At 64.1% G+C, this 17,811-nt stretch carries 20 protein-coding genes; 10 read left to right on the top strand and 10 right to left on the bottom strand.

What is annotated here, in order from left to right; all coding sequences use genetic code 11:
- Positions 1 to 22 precede the first annotated feature (22 nt).
- The 3 genes from IAI59_RS14785 to IAI59_RS14795 are packed head-to-tail and all read left to right on the top strand — an operon-like array spanning position 23 to position 2,710.
- Entirely contained in the window at positions 23 to 1,012 is a 990-nt protein-coding gene (locus IAI59_RS14785; protein ID WP_207415569.1) for a Bug family tripartite tricarboxylate transporter substrate binding protein, read from the top strand.
- Between the two features lie 25 nt (positions 1,013 to 1,037).
- Complete coding sequence (locus IAI59_RS14790) at positions 1,038 to 2,384, top strand: acyclic terpene utilization AtuA family protein (RefSeq protein WP_207415568.1); 1,347 nt, start codon at positions 1,038 to 1,040, stop codon at positions 2,382 to 2,384.
- A gap of 2 nt (positions 2,385 to 2,386) precedes the next feature.
- Positions 2,387 to 2,710 (top strand): DUF4387 domain-containing protein, encoded by a 324-nt coding sequence (locus IAI59_RS14795; protein WP_207415567.1) that lies wholly within the window; start codon positions 2,387 to 2,389, stop codon positions 2,708 to 2,710.
- Here IAI59_RS14795 and IAI59_RS14800 read toward each other — a convergent pair.
- The 6 genes from IAI59_RS14800 to IAI59_RS14825 form a co-directional block, all read right to left on the bottom strand.
- On the bottom strand, positions 2,703 to 4,331 hold the full coding sequence (locus tag IAI59_RS14800) for a histidine kinase famiy protein (RefSeq protein WP_207415566.1): 1,629 nt from the start codon (positions 4,329 to 4,331) through the stop codon (positions 2,703 to 2,705). The two genes, IAI59_RS14795 and IAI59_RS14800, sit on opposite strands and share 8 nt — an antisense overlap.
- A gap of 166 nt (positions 4,332 to 4,497) precedes the next feature.
- Positions 4,498 to 5,127, bottom strand: coding sequence for a hypothetical protein (locus IAI59_RS14805; RefSeq protein WP_207415565.1), 630 nt, complete (start codon positions 5,125 to 5,127; stop codon positions 4,498 to 4,500).
- A 31-nt stretch (positions 5,128 to 5,158) separates the two neighbouring features.
- Positions 5,159 to 5,467 carry a hypothetical protein gene (locus IAI59_RS14810; protein WP_207415564.1) on the bottom strand — a complete coding sequence of 103 codons (309 nt, stop codon included), beginning with the start codon at positions 5,465 to 5,467 and terminating at the stop codon, positions 5,159 to 5,161.
- 43 nt (positions 5,468 to 5,510) lie between these two features.
- On the bottom strand, positions 5,511 to 5,876 hold the full coding sequence (locus IAI59_RS14815) for a hypothetical protein (protein ID WP_207415563.1): 366 nt from the start codon (positions 5,874 to 5,876) through the stop codon (positions 5,511 to 5,513).
- 60 nt (positions 5,877 to 5,936) lie between these two features.
- Positions 5,937 to 6,299: a hypothetical protein gene (locus IAI59_RS14820; RefSeq protein ID WP_207415562.1), complete on the bottom strand. Its 363-nt coding sequence runs from the start codon at positions 6,297 to 6,299 to the stop codon at positions 5,937 to 5,939.
- A 13-nt stretch (positions 6,300 to 6,312) separates the two neighbouring features.
- Positions 6,313 to 7,683, bottom strand: coding sequence for a hypothetical protein (locus IAI59_RS14825; protein WP_207415561.1), 1,371 nt, complete (start codon positions 7,681 to 7,683; stop codon positions 6,313 to 6,315).
- 97 nt (positions 7,684 to 7,780) lie between these two features.
- Here IAI59_RS14825 and IAI59_RS14830 point away from each other — a divergent pair, with 97 nt between their 5' ends.
- A complete protein-coding gene (locus IAI59_RS14830; protein ID WP_207415560.1) occupies positions 7,781 to 9,157 on the top strand; it encodes a hypothetical protein in 1,377 nt (458 codons plus the stop codon).
- Between the two features lie 100 nt (positions 9,158 to 9,257).
- Here IAI59_RS14830 and IAI59_RS14835 read toward each other — a convergent pair whose 3' ends face one another.
- Positions 9,258 to 9,632: a response regulator gene (locus tag IAI59_RS14835; protein ID WP_207415559.1), complete on the bottom strand. Its 375-nt coding sequence runs from the start codon at positions 9,630 to 9,632 to the stop codon at positions 9,258 to 9,260.
- Positions 9,633 to 10,846: 1,214 nt separating this feature from the next.
- On the opposite strand from IAI59_RS14835, the gene IAI59_RS14840 reads away from it, so the two are divergent.
- The 3 genes from IAI59_RS14840 (at position 10,847) to IAI59_RS14850 (ending at position 12,395) form a co-directional block, all read left to right on the top strand.
- On the top strand, positions 10,847 to 11,188 hold the full coding sequence (locus IAI59_RS14840) for a hypothetical protein (protein ID WP_207415558.1): 342 nt from the start codon (positions 10,847 to 10,849) through the stop codon (positions 11,186 to 11,188).
- Between the two features lie 112 nt (positions 11,189 to 11,300).
- Positions 11,301 to 11,867 (top strand): PEP-CTERM sorting domain-containing protein, encoded by a 567-nt coding sequence (locus tag IAI59_RS14845; protein WP_207415557.1) that lies wholly within the window; start codon positions 11,301 to 11,303, stop codon positions 11,865 to 11,867.
- A gap of 132 nt (positions 11,868 to 11,999) precedes the next feature.
- On the top strand, positions 12,000 to 12,395 hold the full coding sequence (locus tag IAI59_RS14850; protein ID WP_207415556.1) for a hypothetical protein: 396 nt from the start codon (positions 12,000 to 12,002) through the stop codon (positions 12,393 to 12,395).
- A gap of 953 nt (positions 12,396 to 13,348) precedes the next feature.
- Here the strand turns inward: IAI59_RS14850 and IAI59_RS14855 are convergent.
- A complete protein-coding gene (locus tag IAI59_RS14855) occupies positions 13,349 to 13,609 on the bottom strand; it encodes a hypothetical protein (protein WP_207415555.1) in 261 nt (86 codons plus the stop codon).
- Between the two features lie 157 nt (positions 13,610 to 13,766).
- Here IAI59_RS14855 and IAI59_RS14860 point away from each other — a divergent pair, with 157 nt between their 5' ends.
- The 3 genes from IAI59_RS14860 to IAI59_RS14870 all read left to right on the top strand — a co-directional run bounded on the left by IAI59_RS14860 (position 13,767) and on the right by IAI59_RS14870 (position 16,709).
- Positions 13,767 to 14,846, top strand: a complete 1,080-nt coding sequence (locus tag IAI59_RS14860) for a hypothetical protein (RefSeq protein ID WP_207415554.1) — start codon at positions 13,767 to 13,769, stop codon at positions 14,844 to 14,846.
- Between the two features lie 48 nt (positions 14,847 to 14,894).
- Positions 14,895 to 15,761: an LbetaH domain-containing protein gene (locus IAI59_RS14865; RefSeq protein ID WP_207415553.1), complete on the top strand. Its 867-nt coding sequence runs from the start codon at positions 14,895 to 14,897 to the stop codon at positions 15,759 to 15,761.
- 219 nt (positions 15,762 to 15,980) lie between these two features.
- Positions 15,981 to 16,709, top strand: coding sequence for an AbiU2 domain-containing protein (locus IAI59_RS14870; RefSeq protein WP_207415552.1), 729 nt, complete (start codon positions 15,981 to 15,983; stop codon positions 16,707 to 16,709).
- On the opposite strand, the gene IAI59_RS14875 is transcribed toward IAI59_RS14870, so the two are convergent.
- On the bottom strand, positions 16,666 to 17,451 hold the full coding sequence (locus IAI59_RS14875; RefSeq protein ID WP_207415551.1) for a glycoside hydrolase family 108 protein: 786 nt from the start codon (positions 17,449 to 17,451) through the stop codon (positions 16,666 to 16,668). The genes IAI59_RS14870 and IAI59_RS14875 overlap by 44 nt on opposite strands.
- Positions 17,448 to 17,801, bottom strand: a complete 354-nt coding sequence (locus IAI59_RS14880; protein WP_207415550.1) for a hypothetical protein — start codon at positions 17,799 to 17,801, stop codon at positions 17,448 to 17,450. The genes IAI59_RS14875 and IAI59_RS14880 overlap by 4 nt, the downstream gene beginning before the upstream one ends.
- Positions 17,802 to 17,811: the final 10 nt, after the last annotated feature.

The raw sequence follows: 17,811 nt of genomic DNA on the forward strand, positions 1-17,811 counted from the left end.
ATACGTCCGAGGGAAGAACATCATGCTGAAGGCTTCCGGCGCGGTTTCGCGCCGCACCCTGCTGGCCGGCGGTGCCGCCCTGCTGGCCCTGCCCGCCATCCGCCCCGCCGCCGCGCAGGGCAACTGGCCCAACAAGCCTGTCCGCATCGTGGTGCCTTATGCCCCTGGCGGCGGCACCGACGTCACCACCCGCGCCATCGCGGAAGCACTGACCGGCAGCCTCGGCCAGGGCTTCGTGGTGGAGAACCGCGCGGGCGCCAACGGCATCGTCGGCAGCGAGGGCGTGGCCCGCAGCCCGGCTGATGGCTACACGCTGATGGTGGTGACCAGCACGCATGTGATGACCAAGTACATCACGCCGCAGCTTCCCTTTGATCCGCTCAAGGATTTCACGCCGATCGCCATGACGGCGCGCTATCCGCTGGTGCTGATGACGGCGGCGAACAGCCCCTACAACTCCGTGGCGGATCTGCTGAAGGCGGCCAAGGGGCGGCCGGGTGGCATCTCCCAGGGCACGTCGGATGCGCAGTCCTCCTACACCGCCAATACCTTCGCCAAGCAGGCGGGCGTGGAGATCACCGAGATCCCGTATCGCGGCAGCGGCGCCTATCTGGCGGAGCTGAGCGGCGGGCACCTGCCGGTGGCCTGGGGCAGCACCGCGACCGCCATGCCGCTCATGGCCAGCGGCACCATCAAGGTGCTGGCGGTTTCGGCGCCCGAGCGCTCCTCCTTCATGCCGGAAGTGCCGACGCTGAAGGAGGCGGGCGTGAATGGCGCCGACTTCACCGGCTGGTTCGGCATGTTCGCCCCCGCCAAGCTGCCGGACGCGATCGCCGACAAGCTGCACAACGCGGTGATCGCCGCGATGGAGACGCCGGTGCTGACGCAGCGGCTGAAGAACCTGGCGGTGGACGCCGCGCCGATGACGCGCAGCGCCTTCGCCAGCCTGCTGGTCGAGGAAGACCGCCGCTGGCAGCAGGCGGACAAGGACGGGCTGTTGCCCAAGGGCTGAGGACCACACCGTGCAAGAATTCAGAATGCTCTCGACCAGCGGCATCCTCGGCTACGGCTATGCCGAGGAATCGCTGAAGATCGGCATGTCGTGGGAGCCGCACGTCATCGGCTGCGACGGCGGCAGCACCGACCCGGGGCCCTACTACCTGGGCGCCGGCAAGTCCTTCGTGTCGCGCCTTTCGGCCAAGCGCGACCTGCGGCTGATGCTGATGGCGGCGGTGGCGGCCAAAATCCCCTGCATCATTGGCACGTCCGGCGGCGCCGGCGGCGAGCCGCACCTGCAGGACACGGCCGCCCTGGTGCGCGAGATCGCAAAGGAGGAGGGCCTCAGCTTCCGCATGGCGCTGATCCATTCCGAGCAAAGCGCCGACAGCCTGATCGAACGGGTCAATGCCGGTCTGACGCGCCCGCTGGCCAAGATGAAGCCGCTGGACGAGGCGACGGTCCGCCGCGCCGAGCGCATCGTCGGCATGATGGGCCCCGAGCCCTTCGCCCGCGCGCTGGACAACGGCGCGCAGGTGATCCTGGCCGGCCGCAGCAGCGACCCGGCGCAATGGGCCGGCCCCGCCATCCGCGCCGGCATGAACCCGGCGCCCTCCTGGTACGCCGGCAAGATGCTGGAATGCGGCGCCGAGCCGTCCGTGCCCAAGGAGCCTGACTGCATCTTCGTGCGCGTGCGCGACGACCACCTGATCTGCGAGCCGCCCAACCCGATCCGCCGTTCCACGCCGCTGGCGGTGGCCAACTTCGCGCTGCATGAGAACTCCAGCCCGATCCACCATGTCGAGCCGGGCGGGTTGCTGGACACCAGCGCCTGCACCTTCACCGCCGTGTCCGACCGCGCGGTCAAGGTGGACGGCATGACCTGGACGCCGGCCGAGCAGTACACCATCAAGCTGGAAGGCGTGGAGCGCGCGGGCTATCGCGCCATCACCGTCTGCGGCACGCGCGACCCGGTGCTGATCGGGCAGATCGACAGCTACCTGGACACGCACCGCACCAAGGTGGCGGCCAAGGCGGCCTCCTTCGGCGTGCCGCCCGACGACTACCAGATGGTGGTCCGCACCTACGGCAAGGATGGCGTGATGGCCGGCTGGGAGCCGCAGAAGCAGATCACCTCGCATGAATTGGGCTTCGTGATCGAGGTGGTGGGCAAGACGCAGGACATCGCCAACGCCGTGCTGGCCATGGCGCGCACCTCCATGCTGCATGCCGACTTCCCCGGGCGCCTGTGCAAGGAAGGCAACATGGCCTTTCCGTTCAGCCCGTCCGACATCGAGCTCGGCCCGATGTTCCAGTTCAGCGTCTTTCACGTGGTCGCGCCCAGGGACCCGTTCGAGATGTTCCCTATCGAATACGAGACGGTGTGACCATGCCCCGCATCCGCGACATCGCGCAGATCTGCAAAAGCAAGAACGCCGGCCCCTTCATGGTCACCATCGACGTGCTGTTCGAGGACCATGCGCTGTACCGCCGCGTCAAGGCGACGGGCGTGCTGAACGCCGCGCTGTTCGCCCGCCTCTACGGCGTGGCGGAAGCCGACGTGCTGTTCACGCCCTATGACACCGCCGCCGCCTTCAAGGCCACCCTGCCCCGGCTGGTGCCGGCGGGCGGCATCGGCGACACGGACGTCTACGGCGCCCAGCAGCACGCGCCGCTGCTGGACGTGGAGATCCCCTTGAACGACGTCAGCTGACGCCGTTCGGCCCGTCCAGCACGATCCGCACCCGGCGCCCCAGGTCGCGCCGGGTGTAGGGCTTGTCGAGCACCTCGAACTCGTTGCCGCCGGCGTCGCTGCGTTCCAGCGACGTTTCGGCGTAGCCCGTGGTCAGCAGCACCTTCAGCCCCGGATAACGCCGCCGCGCCTCGTGCGCCAGCACCACGCCGTTCATGCCGCCGGGCATGATCAGGTCGCTGAACAGCAGGTCCACCTTGCTGTCGCCCGCCAGCACCTCCAGCGCCTCGCGCCCGCTGCCGGCACGCAGCACCCGGTAGCCGAAATCCTCCAGCAGCTCCTGCGCCAAGTCGCCGACATAGGCCCGGTCCTCCACCACCAGGATGGTTTCCGTGCCCTGGCGCTCGGCGGCGCGGGCGCTGGGGGCCGGCGCCACCTGTTCCTGCGCCGCGGCGGGAAAGAACAGCCGCACCGTGGTCCCCTCGCCCACCTTGGAATCGATGCGAACCGTGCCGCCGGACTGCTTGGCGAACCCATACACCATGGACAGGCCGAGCCCGGTGCCGCGCCCCTCCTCCTTGGTGGTGAAGAACGGGTCCAGCACCCGCTCCAGCAGCGCGGGCGGGATGCCGGCACCGGTGTCGGTGAAGCTGATGCCGACGTAGCGGCCGGGCGACAGGCCGGCCAGGCCGGCATCGGCCTTCTCCTCCACCGCCACGTTGCCGGTCTGGATCGTCATCCGCCGCCGCTCGCGCCCCGCCATGGCGTCGCGCGCGTTGATCAGCACGTTGAGAAAGGCGACCTCCGCCTGGCTGGGATCGAGGCGCGAGTTCCACAGCCCCTCCTGCAGCATGTGCACCACCTCCACCTCCTCGCCCAGCGTGCGCTCCACCAGGTCGTGCATGCCGTGGACGGTGTCGTTCAGGTTCACGGAACGGCCGTCGAGCCGCTGCTTGCGGGCAAAGGCCAGGAGCTGCTGCGTCAGGGTCGCGGCACGCTGGGCGGAAACATGCGCGTGCTCCACGCTGCGCCGCATGCGGGCCACGTCCACGCTGTCGCGCGCCAGCCCCACCTGCATGATCTCATGGTAGCCCATGATCACCTGCAGGAGGTTGTTGAAGTCATGCGCGATGCCGCCGGTCAGCTGCCCCAGCGCTTCCATCTTCTGGGCCTGGCGCAAGGCATCCTCGGCATCGCGCCGGCGGCTGACGTCGAGCTGCGAGCCGAAGAAGTAGAGCAGCTTGCCGTCCTTGTCCCGCACCGGCGAGATGAACAGCGCGTTCCAGAAGCTCGACCCGTTCTTGCGGTAGTTCAGGATCTCGACGGCGATCTCGCGCTGGTGGTGCACCGCGTCGCGCACCTGCGCCACTGTCGCCTTGTCCGTTTCGGGGCCCTGCAGAAAGCGGCAGTTGGTGCCCAGCAGCTCGTCGGCGGCGTAGCCGGTCATGGCCAGAAAGGCCTTGTTGACGAAGATGATCGGGTTGTCGTCCCGGTTGGGGTCGGTGACGATCATCGGCATGCGCGTTGTTTCGACGGCCGCGAAGAAGATCTCGCTTTTGCGGTCGTCGGGGTGGAAGGCCTCGCCCGTCAGCACCGGGGCGGAACCCCGTGACGCGTGTTCGGGCATGTCGTCGTCGGGCATAGCGTAACCTAGGGCTGGCATGCCCCCAGGGGGGCCGGGATGCGGCACGGCACGGCGGAACGAGCCTGGCTCCGGTCTAGCTTTATCCTGGTGTCCGGCTTCTGTTCTGCCAAGTCCCCTGCCCGGCACGATCCGCCGCCGCAACGGCTTGCCGGATGGCCCGCGGTCAGCGCCGGCGCACCCCGCCATCCCGCACCAGTTCCCCCAGCAGCATGCGCATCACCATGGCGTCCGCCGCGACGCTCAGATGCCCGAGCCCGCCGCCCCGCGACGCCACATCGGGGTGGATCAGCTCGTTGTGGACCTCGGCGCAGCCCGGCCGGGCGGCACGCAACAGGCCGCCATCCTCCAGCCGGTATTGCAGGGCCAGCCCGACGCCGCAGGGCACGGTGGCATCGCGCCACGATTCCAGCACCAGCAGCGTTTCGGCCCGCAGCCCGGCCCCGGCCACCCGCTCCAGAAAGCGCGTCGCGGCGGGGCCGCCCGCCGAATAGCCGTAGACGGCGATGGCCGCCGGGGGCGGCCGCAGTGCCAGCAGCTGCGTGGCGGCCCTGTCCCATTCGCCCGGCCGGAACACGTCGGCCGGCACGCCGGCGCGGCGGATCTGCTGCGCCAGGGCATCGGTGCCCGTGGCCCGGTGCGACTCCCCCGACCAGTTCAGGCCGGTGAACAGCACCACCCGCCCGGCATCCGGCGCCGCCGCCGGCTGCGCCGCCTCCTGAAAGCCCGGCACCACGCTGGCGCAGGCGGGCAGCGACAGCAGCAACGCCAGCACCGCAAAGCGGCCCCGCCTCATGGCCCGGCCCCCGGGCCGGCGCGGCGCGCGCTCAGGGCTGGTGCCGGATCGGGTTGAACCACAGCAGCACCACCAGCAGCAGCGCCAGGCCCAGCAGGACCAGCGGCACCGCCGCCACCACCGGCGCCCAGCCCGACCCCCGGCGTTGCAGCCAGGCGGCCGCCGCCGCGCCGCCAAAGCCGAGAATGGCGGGGGAAAGCAGCAGCAGCAGGTCCGGCAGCGTGAGGACGCCGACCATGTCGCCGCGCAGCATGGCGCGTAGCTCGTACTCCATCAGATACAGCGCCAGGGCCTGCAGCACGAAGCCGAGGATCACCAGAAGCCACAGCATGTTCCGCATGGTCAGTTCTTTCGCCGCATCGTGGTGGCACCCCGGGCCGCCGTCACGGCCCGCCTCGAGTCTTGGACAGGCCGCCCGAGGGCGGCGCATGGGCGCCGGGCGTCCGGGGCTCTTCCGCCGTGGTGATCGTGCCGGTGCCGAGCAACACCGCGAACACCAGCATCGGCGCCGCCCAAACCTGCATCGGCAGCCCCCAGAAGGAATGCTCCGCCGGCGCGCCGCGTTGCCCGCCCCGGTTGAAGCGCAGCCCGAGCAGCAGGGTCGCGATGGCCGCCAGCCCCATGGAAAGGCTGACGCCGCGGTCGATGGCCGGGCCATCGATCTGGCGCAGCAGGATCATCGGCAGGACCATCGCCAGCAGAGCGATCCAGGTGACCCACCAGCCGCGCCCCCGCCAAAAGATCAACATCGCCCGCCCCACCGGCTGCCCCGGCTGTTCTGGACGATGCCCTGGCGGCTGTCGAGCGGCTCAGGTCGCGCCCGTCGCACCCCGCCAGCGCCGCCACAGGAAGCGCAGCGCGGCGCCCAGCCAGAACACGATGCTCAGCAGCATGAACGGCGCCGTGGCCAGCATCAGCCAGCCCATGACGCCCAGGACATACAGCGTCGGGCCGATATCCACGCCACCCAGCATGCAGGGGTGCACCGAGCCCTCGTCCACCTGGCACCCCAGCGCGCCGGCCAGCGTGGCGCACAACACCACGGACAGCAGCGGCAACCAGGCCAGCGCCGTGCCCGCCACCGCCAACAGCCAGACCAGCCGGGTGCGGCGGCGCGGCGCCGGCGGTGGCGATGGCGGCAAGGGCGCCCAGGGGTCGCGGATCATCGTCATGCCGGGCGCGCCCTCACCGCCGCGCCCCGGCGGGGTCGCGCTTCAGATAATTGTTGCCATCGATCACCAGCAGCTTGTCGTCGGTCTCGCCGCCGGGGCGGAACAGGCTGAGCACCTCCTGCGCCCCATCGTCGCCGCGCAGCGTCAGGCGAAAGCCGGCGGCGTCGTAGCGGCCGCTTTCCGCCGGCCGGCGGCGCCCCGTGGTGACGCCGGCGGTGCCGCCGCCGGCGGAGCTGGTGCTGCTGGCCCCGGCGAACCCGGTGCGGCGGAACCGCCCGTCCGGCGTCAATGTCAGCAGCCGTTCCGAGGACAGGCTGCCGGACGCGAAGGCGGTGCTGCCGGAGGACGCGAAGAAATACCGCCAGGTGCCGTCGAAGCGCGTGTTCGCGGGCAGCGGCGGCACCTGGGCATGCAGCGTGTCGCCGATGCGCAGGCCGGTGGCTTCGCGCCGCAGCGGCTTGGTTTCGCTGTCCAGGATGCCGTAGCGGGGGCCGACCTCGCGCATCTCGATGCGCTCCCCCCCGCCCAGGATGCCGCCGCCCGACAGCTGGTAGGTGCCGCAATCCGTGGGCTTGGCCTGGCAATGGGTGGCGATGCCGTCGCCACTGGCGGGAATGGCGCGGCTGAACAGCCCGCCGCGGTCGAACACCAGCACCTCCATGTCGGCGACGAAATCGGTGCCGCCGAAGGCATTGGGCCGCAGCCCCGTGGACAGGTGGCTGAACACGCCGTCCAGCCCGCCCGCGCCGGCCGGGGGCTGCAAGGCAAAAGCATGGTCTCCCGGGCGGGGGCGGTAGGAGCGGACGATCGCATCGAAATCCGCGCGGGCCGCGCGGGCGTCGTCACCACGCAGGTTGAGACTGATCAGCGACAGGACGTGCGTGCCGGCCCCATCATCGATCGCCACCGTGTCGGAACCGATGCTGACCTCGCCGCGGCGGGCGCAGCAGCGGCTGTCAAAGCGGATGGGATGCCCATTGGCGGTCATGCCGCGGCCCTGGGTGGTGGGGCGCTTGTTGGCCAGCTCGGGGATCGTGCCCGCCAGGCGGCTGAACACCGCATCCGCCGTGCCCGCGGCACGCGGAATCAGGCGCGACACCTGCACCAGCGCCGTGCCACCCCGGCGCTGCCCGCCCCCGAAATCGCGACGCCCCTGCCACATGCCGTTCTGCTGTGGCACGCCCGTCCACCCCGCCGGCAAGGTGAAGCGCGCCTCGCCCACCGCCTGTTCCTGGCCCTGCGCCCGCGCGGCGAGCGGCAGCAGGCCCAGGAGCAGAACCGCCGCCGGGACCAGCATCCGGCATCGCGACAACATGGGGCGCGGCACGGGGGTGGCAGTGCTGCGGCGGCCGGCGCGCGGCCCGCCGGCGGGTGCCGGCGCCACGTTCGGCCGTTGCCTGGCCGGAAGCATATCCCGCGCCGGTTGCGGCATCGGGCTTCTGCCAGCACTCTGCGGCAGCGGCTTGGCGAGGTATGGCGGCATGAAGTTCCTGTTCATTGGCACCACGCTCCGCTCGCTGGAAAACCTCGGCTCCGCACCGGATGAACTGCAGGCACGGGGCCACGGGGTGTTGTCACTGCTGTACCCGCTGCCCGGCGACAAGACCCACGAATCCCCCCTGCTGGACCAGAACCCGCGCTTCCAACTGTTGCGCCACGCCTTCACCACGCCGCAACCCTATATGGAATCCGTCCGGTCGGAGCCGTTTCTGCAGGAGCTTGCGGAGCGGGTCGAGCAGTTCAACCCGGATGTCATCGTCCTTGCCGTGAACACGCTGCCGTTCGCGCAGCTGCGGTCCGACCTGCAGGGGCGCCTGACGCGGAGGCGGCTGTGGGTGGGCTTCCAGCACGGCCTGGTGCAGCGCTGGGGCGAAACCAACCTGCACGACACCTGCGACGTTTTCCTGACCTTCGGCGAACGCGACCGGCTGCGCCTGGCACCCACCAAGCGCGCCCGCTCCATCGCCGTCGGCTTTCCGAAGCTGGACCGGCTGGCCGGCATGCCCGTGTCGAGCGAGCCGTTCCTGATCTACGCCACGGATGCGCGGGCGGAAGCGATCAAGCCCGTGGCCGCCCTGCTCGCGGAGTTGGAGCGCGAAACCGGACTGCCGGTCTACATCCGCAACCACCCGGTTTCCAAGGGAACCTACCGGTCCTCGGTCCGCAGGCCGCGCGACCCCCGCCTGCTGACCCTGGTAGAGGCCGAGGACCCGATCCCCGCCCTGGCCCGGTGCTCCGCCGTCATCACGCATTACTCGACGCTGGGCGTGGAAGCCCTGGCGCTGGGCAAGCCGCTGGTCATCCTGCCGCTGGACGAAGCCCTGGACACCTTTCCGGGGCTGCCCGGCCTAGCAGCCTCGCTGGACACGCCCGCCGTGATGCGCGCCTTGCATGCCGCCCGCACGGAGGACGACCAAGCCCGCCAAGTGCTGCGCGACATCGTCGGCCCGGACCTGTTCCATCACAGCATGGCACTGGCGCAGGTGCTGGAAGCGTTGGCCGGCGACGACGGGCCGCACGATGCCGGCACGCCGTCTCTTCCGCTCCGCCTCGGCGTCAATTTCGCCTTTGACGAGGGCAAGCGGTCGTTCTGGGTGCATGGCTTCGTGCTGTCTGACCCTCCCGCCAGCCGCGTGGTGCTGCGCTACCAGGGCGAGGTGCTGGGGCAGGCCGAACTGGCCCATCGCCGCACGGACCTGGAAACGGCATTTCCTGAATATGGCTTCGTGTATTCAGGCTGGCGGTTGTCGTGCGATCTCGCCGAATGGCCGGCCGGCGTGCTGGACATCGAGATACAGGACATCGCGGGGGGAACGTCGCATCACCGGAGCCAGATCCGGCTGCCGATGCCCGTTTGAGGCGGACGCATCAGTGCCCGGCACGTCCGGCTTGTGATGCACGAGGCCTGGAAGCCCTATTCACCCCAGCGGCACAAGCGTCGACGACCCTGACGCAGCTCTAGTGCTGCGTGTCGCGGTCCTGCTTCGCCAGGGCGAGCTTCACCGCTGCCAGAAATTGTGCGGGGGCAAATGGCTTTTGCAGGTAACTGTAGGGACGCGGCGCCTGCTTGGAAATCAGCAGGTCGGCCCGGCTGGTGATGAAGAGCACGGCGACATCCGGAAAATGCTGCCGTGCCTTGGTCGCGACTGTGATGCCATTGCTGCCGGGCATGTTCAGGTCGGTGATGACCATGCCGATCTTGCCGGGATATTCGAGGATCTTCTGGGCCTGATCGCCATTCATGGCTTCCACCACCTCATGCCCTGCCGAGGACAGGCTCTCGGCCAAGTCCATGCGTGTGAAGAGGTCATCTTCCGCCAGCAGAATTCTCATGACCACCCTCTCGATTGATGCAGTCAACGGTGGCGCTCAAGATTGGTTTTCAACCATCCGGATTATAACGTCACGATATTTGAGACGGCACAGAGATAAAACGTGGGGAAAGGTCGGGTTATTGTATGGCCCGGTCCATGATAACGGTATTAATTCCGGGGCGGGTCGCCGATCAGCAGATCGCAGAAACCGACAGTTCCCTCCAGCGATAGGAAGACGTCGGTCCTGCCTACGGAGACATGCGAGCACGCCGGTTATGGATCTCATATCCAACACCGAAGTCTCGCTTGTGGAAATATACCTGGAATGACGGCAAGGCTGCGCCTGCGAAGCAAAACGCTCGATCATAGTGCTTCAATCGCCCCATGAAGTCACTCTGGGCCCGAGTGCGCGGCGTCCAGTCTCTTGATTGAGAGTAGGCAGTTCCTCAGCCCCGCAACCGGCCCGGGCCTCACCGCAAGCATCGGAACAAGACCGGCAGCCGGACCGTTGCTGACCCCACGCAAGCAGCGCCGCAGCGACCGCCATGTTGACCATCCTTCTTGTCAGTAGGAAAGCCATTCGACTTCGCGACAAAAAAGAGACAAACGCACAGTAGCGCCATCGTTACACATATGGGTTAATCCTTCCGTCTGAATGTTGCCGAAAGCGGCCTTCGACGACGACTCAGGCAGTTCGGCCTGCACAAAAGCGCTGAGGAAACCTTCGTGGACGAAACGATAAAGGTCGTGGTGATGGCTCTGTTGCGTCCAGTCTTCGCCGCATGTGGGCCAAGAAATAAGAGTGGCTCTCGGGACGCAGGTCCCTGAGGAGGTTAATCGAGCCATTGAGCATGCCATGGAAAACTATTGGGCTGAGCCGGACACGACAGTTAAGTAACGATTAAGAAATTACTTTCCCCTCATATCAAATATTTCACAAATCCACTATACTGATTGACAGGACACAGGGGCCATTTCTCAACGAACGTCTATCCGCCTTGTATCCTTGCTCAGCAAAATGGTCCGCATAACCATCACCTCCCAGTTCCAGCCTTCGATCTGTTAAAGGTGGGGCGCGCAAGTCCGCCACACAATTTGGAAGGCAGAATGGCCCAAGCCAGGAGGCAAGGATGTCTGATAATCCCCAATCCACGGCACCCCTGACGGCGTGGCGTGGTTCCGTACCAAGCTGAGGGAATTAGGCGAGAGTCAGCACAGCCTGGCCGGCTGCTCGTGCGCTATGGCGACGACCGGCAGTTCGACACCATCGTCCGGCACCTCAGCCGGATCGCGACCGGGCAGGCGCGGGTGCCGGGCGAGATGCGCGAGCTGCTGGACATGACGCAGCGCGGCATCGACCAGAAGGAGCAGCGCATGGAAAGTGAGATCAAGCACAGCCTCAGACGTGTCGGGGAAGTACTGGACCAAAGCGCGCGGGACATGTCGCTGACGGAGGAGGAACACGCTCGGCTTAACACGACCCTCTGCGATGCGGCAGGTAGAGGCAGCCGCATTGCCTATGCCGGGGCGTCTCACGCCGCTCACTTCTGCCTAACCTCTCGTTCATTTTTTTAACAGGCTGAGTTTATAGGTTGTGCGACTACAGCGTAACACACTAAAATAACTAGCTGAATTGTATAGGCACGGGATTTGCAATCCTCCGTAGTCATTCCGGGAGGAGATACCCATGAAGTCGATGATCGCTGTAGGCCTGATGGCCGCCCTGGCCGCTACGCCGCTCGCTTCAGCCGAGGCCGCCGTGATTTACAATTTCGCTGGCGCGTCTCAGTCGGGCGCTGCTGCCCCCGTGCCGCTGAACATCCAAGTGGTGCTGACGTCCGCTGAGACCGTCTTCTCCATTGTCGGTAACGGCGATGCCAACGGCAACCAGACCACGCTTCGGGGCGATGTTAACCGCTTCATCAGCATGACCATTGGTCGTGATGGTGTCGGTCCGAACTTTGTGACCGGAATGATCAATTTCACCCTGGCTTTTGACAGCCTCGGCAACGTGACCGCCAGCAGCCTCGTCTATGATGGCAGCAGCTATGATGCTCGCCTCACCGGCACGGGCTCGACGGCCAATGGCTTTGTGGGCCAGGAGATTTCACCCTGCATGGTCAGCGCAGCCAACTGCGCCGTGAGCGGTGCCTGGACCGTCTCGACCCCGACCTCCGTGCCCGAGCCGATGAGCATCGCGCTGTTCGGCGCCGGCCTGGCTGGGCTGGCGATGGTCCGCCGCCGCAAGGCGTAAGCGCCAGCTGGGAGGGCGTTACGGAAACGCCCTCCCGGCCACTGCAATCGCGCTGTCCGGCGTGGCCCCATATGCTCATCGGGCGCTCGTCCTGCCGGCGGCGTGGCTTCTATTTTGTGATACCGTTGACCGATGAGAGATGATCCAGACAACAGCGGCATCCAATCGTCTTCATGGACCGGCCAGAGTACTCCTGAAGCGCCCCGGTACACAAAACACCCCTACGATCTGAAGCCGTTGAAGAGCGGGATCGAGCACAACACGATCGCGGTGGCTGCCGCCATATGCGTCACTTTCACCGTTATTTTCATCGTGTGGTATTGGAGCCTGCACAGTCACTCGCCCACGCATATGGTACGTTCGACTGGTCACGTCGTTCCATTCCAGCTTGGTGGAAAACAGCAGTTAAGGATCTATGTGACGTGGCTGGAGGCGAAGGTCAGCTATGGCCTTATGGTTGCGCCTCTCATTATGCCAGGGCTCTTTCTGGCCTTTGATAGCCTCCGCGATAAATCAGGGCACAAGTGACCAAGTCTATCATGCCATCCCATGCTCTGGCCGCGAGTCTACCCGTAAATTTTGCTGCGCCGGTCGCCATCCATCACAGATCTCAGGCCGCTTGTGAGACCGTCACCTGAGTTGGCCGGGCAAGACCGAAAGTACAACGCGTTATCTTGTCTTAGGTGAAGCTAGATTACAGGCATGTTTTTTGTGATAGGGGGCACAAAGACTGGAGGCGTCATCATGAGCGGCGACATCTATTTTTCGACTGAAAGACCATCGCCTCCGAAAAAAGCAAACTTTCTCATCACAATCGATTTCGCGAAGGATGCGCCGAAGCCTTCGAGGATTTTTTTGGGCTGTGGAGACTAGTGCGGAGGAGTGAGAGGCCGGGGGCGACCAGGTCGTGGTGCTGGCGAAAAAGGGCCCCTGACGTATGCAAAACCCTGTTGCAAACACCCTTGAAATGCAAAACGCCCCTTTGCGGGGCATCTATCAAACCGTTGATCTTGAAGAATGAGATGGTGGGCGCTCACGGGCTCGAACCGTGGACCTACTGATTAAGAGTTATGCCGTCATGCATCTACGCGGTTGATATCGCTGCGTTCGTGCCGAAACGCTTGTGTCTATAGAGGCTATAGCATTGTTCCCCTTACGTTCGCGTCATAGCATCCCGCTATGCCACCCGATCCACCCCGCCGCGCCGTCTCCTGGGCCACCTACGCCGACTGTGCCGCCGAGGGCATCTGGCACGAGGTCAGGTGCCAGGGCTGCCTGCGGCGGAAGCAAGTCTCGGCCAAGAGCATGGTGGAGCGCGGTCTGGGACATCTCGACGTGATCGAGACCAAGCATCGCCTGAAGTGTGAAGCGTGCGGGCACCGCGGCGCTGTGGTGTCGGTCCATGGCTACTGGATCGGACCGGCCGTCCTCTGTCCGCCGGACTGGGCGGAGACGGTCGAGGCTCGGATACCGAAGAGGGATTAAGCCCTTGGAGCTTTCCGGTCCGGCACCGGCCAAACATAGGGCCGTGGCAACGCTTGGTGGTCCAGCCAGTGGTCTATCAGCCCCAGGACGTGGCTAAGCTGACCGAATTCCTTGCCGTCATAGGGATGGCTGGGCATCTGCAGGATGTTGGCGTAGCGCCATGACCGCACCACGGCGCCCCGGTACTCCGTGACGATCCAGCCCTTGTCGTCTGGCTCATGGGTGCGGGGGACATGGTGGGGGATCAGGTCGGGCATTAATAACGCATAGCCGGTGAAAATTTATCCACCAAGCTGCTGTAAACGCTTAGGCGATATACGCATGGTGAAATTTTCTGCTATGGCCAGGCCTCGCTCGCAGGTGCAATAAACCTGAAGGAGCCTGCTGCGCGGCGTGTTGGATAGGGTCGTTGGTATGAAAATCGCCGTTATCGGTACTTCTAACTCCATCGGATCTAAGGGTTACGTCAGGTCGCTTGAGAAAAGTGGCTATGTCACCAAGTTCGACAACTTTTCCCTTGGACACAGTACTTCCGTCGCATTGCCGTTCTCACTATTTCGGTTCAATCCAGACGATTATGACTTTTGCGTCTTCGATTTTGCCGTCAACGAAGAAAGCATGTTAGGGGGCGGCCCCGACAGAGTATTTGAGATTGAGAGCAGGCTCGATCTGATCGTCGAACGCCTTCATGGCACGAAGTGCATTCCGATCATCCTGATCATGCCTTGCCAACTCGGTTTGGACAGAGGCAGCTTAGCTCGAAAGCTGTATATTGATTTCGCGCGTAGGCGGGGCGTGCCTTATTTTGATGGCTACCATTACCTCTCCCGGCTGAGGCAGGTGGCGCCCTTCAACAAAGATTTTTATTTCCGAGACCCAGATCATCTTGCTCCCTGGGCGGCGTACGCGCTCGGAATAATTCTGGCTGTCCAGTTCAAAGAGCTGGCCGCGAGAAATCTGCAGCGTCGCAGTAAGACTCTCTCAGTTAATGAATATCGCTACATAAGCTTCTCTGATCTTGCTGACGTGCCTGGCGTGCGCGAACGCCGAAGCAATTCCCTCGTGACCGCAGACTTCATCAAAATCTCGGAGCCAAGCAACATAGATATCGCAGTGGGCGACAACGAAACATTGATTGGCGTTGGACTGGATCTGGCTAACTCCACGATGCCGATGCGGTTAAAATCAGGCAGCCAAGGCTGTGATGCTGATTTCGGCGTGAACTACTTCGACAAGGATGGGGAGAAGACCATCTTCGTCATTCGTCCGGTAGTTCCTCAGGTCGCTTTGAATAAAACGCTGACGATATCGATGACTGCCCGCAGAGATGGCATTGCTAACATCCAGCTCCTTCATGGGATCGCTTTGCAAGGTGCTCGTAGGCCAACGGAAACTCTTCACTTGGTGATGGAGCCGTTCGACCTATCTTCGATGATCAACGAAGATACCCTTAAACTAACCGCCTTCACCGCCATGGGAAGCATGGTGAAATAGAACCGTTGGGGGGGGACGATGCCAGGACCGCATTCGCCATTAGGACGTTTGAACGGCCATCTGGCTGTAGTCGGATGCGAAGGTTTCGAGCTTCCGGACACCAGCAATCTTGGATGTCTCGAAATTCGCAGTGAACGAGATCTCCCCCTCGCGCTGAAGGCCGGCTTCACTATCAAGCTCGATGCAGAAACCAACACTGCAGGATCGGAAGCTCGGCTGACGATCTTTTATGCACCCGATAATGCCAGATCCCTGCGGATCAATTTGGGCAGAAACAGCCGGAACAACGCCCTGTATCTCTCGCAGGCAGCTGGGCTGAGTGGGGTCTATAACTTCGCAGGTAGGAACAATACCGTCATCGATTGCGGTAATGGCTCGGGCCATCGATCGTCTATAATTTCGAGTTTCCACGGCGACGACGGACTATTTTACTGGGGTAGGAATAGCACCTCTAACGGCCTCACTATGGAGTTCCGGAGGGCCGGCGATGCAGTGTTGTTCGGTGAGGACTGCATGTTGGCCACTGAAATCATGGTGAGACCAACAGACATGCATGCCATTTTCTCTACTGGAAACGAGGAGGTCTTAAACAATAAGCCCCTCGCGACGCACCCCGTGATCATCTTTCCGCACACGTGGATAGCGCAGCGCTCCCTAGTCTTGAAGAATGTGATGGTGGGCCCCGGTGCCATCATTGGTGCTGGGTCAATCCTCTCACGCAGCGTTCCCCATACCTGCGCCGTCGCAGGCGTTCCTGCCCGCATCGTTCAGGAAAACGTTAGCTGGACAAGGGCGTCTGATCCCCCTCCTCAGGAGGTCGCACGCGTAAATGCTGGGCTCAAAAAGCACATCGAATTTTTTGAGGGCGTGGCAAAGAGCCCATCGATAAGGTTCTTACCGCGGCCCCAGTTATAGCGAGAAAACCGCCCGGGGATTGCTCCACCGGGCGGCCTTCTGGACCAAAAGCTCAGAGTTCTGGTCCAGCAATACAGGGGAAAGTCTCGGCGGTAGGATGCCTCGACACTCAGGGCAAAGCACCCCTGCACGCTGATTCTATTGGGCGGGACTCGGGGAAACAAGCGGTAGTAGCGAGCACGTCCAATGGTCCTGTTGGCGGCAAGGAGGCGTAACACTGTGGCCAAAGCTAAAAAGCCCGAAGAGTGGACAGTTGATGAAGCAATCGAAAAACTAGATCGATTTATTGGGCGCGCTTGGTTCACTGCCTTGCAAGCCCTCGAATGCCAAAATGCCTGGAAAGTTCTAAATGATTCCAGTCGGCTTACTGATGCAGTAAACAGCTCACCATGTGCACCCGCAGCATCACTAATCCAAGATGTTCTCTTACAACATCAGATCATTGCCGTGATTAGACTTTTCGACAAGCATAGTACAGATAGGCTCTCATTCCTTACCGCGCAGAAGGCACTTTCGACCCCCGGGGTGATTGAGTACCTCGAACAGCGAGCACTGAATAGGCCGACTAAGGCTGGCCGGAATCTTGATACCCTTCACAAAAGCATAAAAAATTTCATCTGCAATATTGAGTCTCTTCATGGCGACGAGCCAACATGCATCTCTAGGCTGAGAAACTATCGAGATTCGAACATTGCACATGATCTGTATTTTGTCGAAAAACCTCCGCCAGCGTACTATGGAGATATCGATTTTCTCTTGTTGGAAGCTATCAAACTTGTAAACGACCTTGGCCTAGCGGTGCGAAGCACAGCATACGATTGGGAGATGCGTAGTCTACGAGTAAGCGTTCGCGCACTATGGGAGGCAGCAGGTGAGGCGCGCGCCCATCATGACGATGACATGATTAACCTATTCCCAGAATCCGGCTCCGCATCCACCCATAAATGAACGCTTCCTGGCTGGCGTCGCTCTCCGCTAGCCCGAGGTAGTGTGCCGCCTGGAAGGACTTTACCGCCTCTCGCAGCACCGCCTTCCCTTCCTGGCCACGCCGCTGGATGAAGCTTCCCAGCGCCGCCCGGGTGATGGCGCCGCACTGCCCGTCCACGATCATATCGGCGTAGAGGCTGCCCTTCCCGTTCATCACGTTCAGGGTCCGCTGTAGCCATTGGCCGGCCCGGCCGGTGCCGCAGTTGATTCCAGCATCGAACAACCGCTCCGCCAGCTGCGGGTCCATATCTTCGATCCGGTCGAACCCCGGCTGCGTCCAGTAGTAGAGGCAGTAGATCTCGACGGCCTCGGTTCGGGTCATGTCGCGCATGTTGCCCCGGTAACCGGCGGCTCGGGCGCGGGCGATGGTCACGCCCCACATCGTCTCGCCGCCCTTGTCGGCCGGATGATTGGCGTAGCCGCCCTCCCGGCCCAGCACGCCGTCGATCAGCTCGCGGAAACGGTCACTGGTGCCCACACGGGCCTCCTGTCTTGCTGTCGTGGTGGTGGCGGCGGGGATGGCATCCCCGACCGCGTAGACCGGCACAGCCGCACGCGGCGGGCGCACCGGAGGCATGAGCACTGGCAGGGGCGAGGAAGGCAGCACCTGCGATGCGGCCTGCGCGGGCGGCGGTGCGATCGGCTCCGCAAGGGCCTCCTGCCACATGGCGCGCAGGGCGTTGACGAACAGCAGGAAGGTCATCGCGGCCGGCGCTCCGCCAGGTCGATCAGTTCGGACGCGGCGTCACGGGCGGCGCTGGTGACGCTGGCCAGGGCCGCATTGGGCGAGGCGGCGGCCACCCGGTCGACCACCTGACTGGTGGCCACCACGGCCCCCGCCTGCGCCGTAATGGCGCGCGAGGTGGCGATGTTCTGCACGTAGCTGCCGCCGGCAATGGTGGCGATCACCAGGCCGGCCGAGCCGATCAGCGTGTTGGCGGTGTCCTCGCTGCCGATCGGCAGCCAGCCCAGGGCGGTGCAAAGCTGCACGCAGGCCATGGCAAAGGCGGTGATCGCGCGCCAGTTGAGCGCGATCATCTGAGCGACATTCATCGCTTCACTC

Origin of the sequence: Roseomonas haemaphysalidis (genome assembly GCF_017355405.1) — a bacterium.
In the GTDB taxonomy this organism is placed as follows: domain Bacteria; phylum Pseudomonadota; class Alphaproteobacteria; order Acetobacterales; family Acetobacteraceae; genus Pseudoroseomonas; species Pseudoroseomonas haemaphysalidis.

What these genes read in the sequence shown, in the direction of transcription:
- IAI59_RS14785 (WP_207415569.1), top strand. Translation starts at nt 23, where the DNA reads ATGCTGAAGGCTTCCGGCGCGGTTTCGCGCCGCACCCTGCTGGCCGGC.
- IAI59_RS14790 (WP_207415568.1), top strand. Translation starts at nt 1,038, where the DNA reads ATGCTCTCGACCAGCGGCATCCTCGGCTACGGCTATGCCGAGGAATCG.
- IAI59_RS14795 (WP_207415567.1), top strand. Translation starts at nt 2,387, where the DNA reads ATGCCCCGCATCCGCGACATCGCGCAGATCTGCAAAAGCAAGAACGCC.
- IAI59_RS14800 (WP_207415566.1), bottom strand. Translation starts at nt 4,331, where the DNA reads ATGCCCGACGACGACATGCCCGAACACGCGTCACGGGGTTCCGCCCCG.
- IAI59_RS14805 (WP_207415565.1), bottom strand. Translation starts at nt 5,127, where the DNA reads ATGAGGCGGGGCCGCTTTGCGGTGCTGGCGTTGCTGCTGTCGCTGCCC.
- IAI59_RS14810 (WP_207415564.1), bottom strand. Translation starts at nt 5,467, where the DNA reads ATGCGGAACATGCTGTGGCTTCTGGTGATCCTCGGCTTCGTGCTGCAG.
- IAI59_RS14815 (WP_207415563.1), bottom strand. Translation starts at nt 5,876, where the DNA reads ATGTTGATCTTTTGGCGGGGGCGCGGCTGGTGGGTCACCTGGATCGCT.
- IAI59_RS14820 (WP_207415562.1), bottom strand. Translation starts at nt 6,299, where the DNA reads ATGACGATGATCCGCGACCCCTGGGCGCCCTTGCCGCCATCGCCACCG.
- IAI59_RS14830 (WP_207415560.1), top strand. Translation starts at nt 7,781, where the DNA reads ATGAAGTTCCTGTTCATTGGCACCACGCTCCGCTCGCTGGAAAACCTC.
- IAI59_RS14835 (WP_207415559.1), bottom strand. Translation starts at nt 9,632, where the DNA reads ATGAGAATTCTGCTGGCGGAAGATGACCTCTTCACACGCATGGACTTG.
- IAI59_RS14845 (WP_207415557.1), top strand. Translation starts at nt 11,301, where the DNA reads ATGAAGTCGATGATCGCTGTAGGCCTGATGGCCGCCCTGGCCGCTACG.
- IAI59_RS14850 (WP_207415556.1), top strand. Translation starts at nt 12,000, where the DNA reads ATGAGAGATGATCCAGACAACAGCGGCATCCAATCGTCTTCATGGACC.
- IAI59_RS14855 (WP_207415555.1), bottom strand. Translation starts at nt 13,609, where the DNA reads ATGCCCGACCTGATCCCCCACCATGTCCCCCGCACCCATGAGCCAGAC.
- IAI59_RS14860 (WP_207415554.1), top strand. Translation starts at nt 13,767, where the DNA reads ATGAAAATCGCCGTTATCGGTACTTCTAACTCCATCGGATCTAAGGGT.
- IAI59_RS14875 (WP_207415551.1), bottom strand. Translation starts at nt 17,451, where the DNA reads ATGACCTTCCTGCTGTTCGTCAACGCCCTGCGCGCCATGTGGCAGGAG.
- IAI59_RS14880 (WP_207415550.1), bottom strand. Translation starts at nt 17,801, where the DNA reads ATGAATGTCGCTCAGATGATCGCGCTCAACTGGCGCGCGATCACCGCC.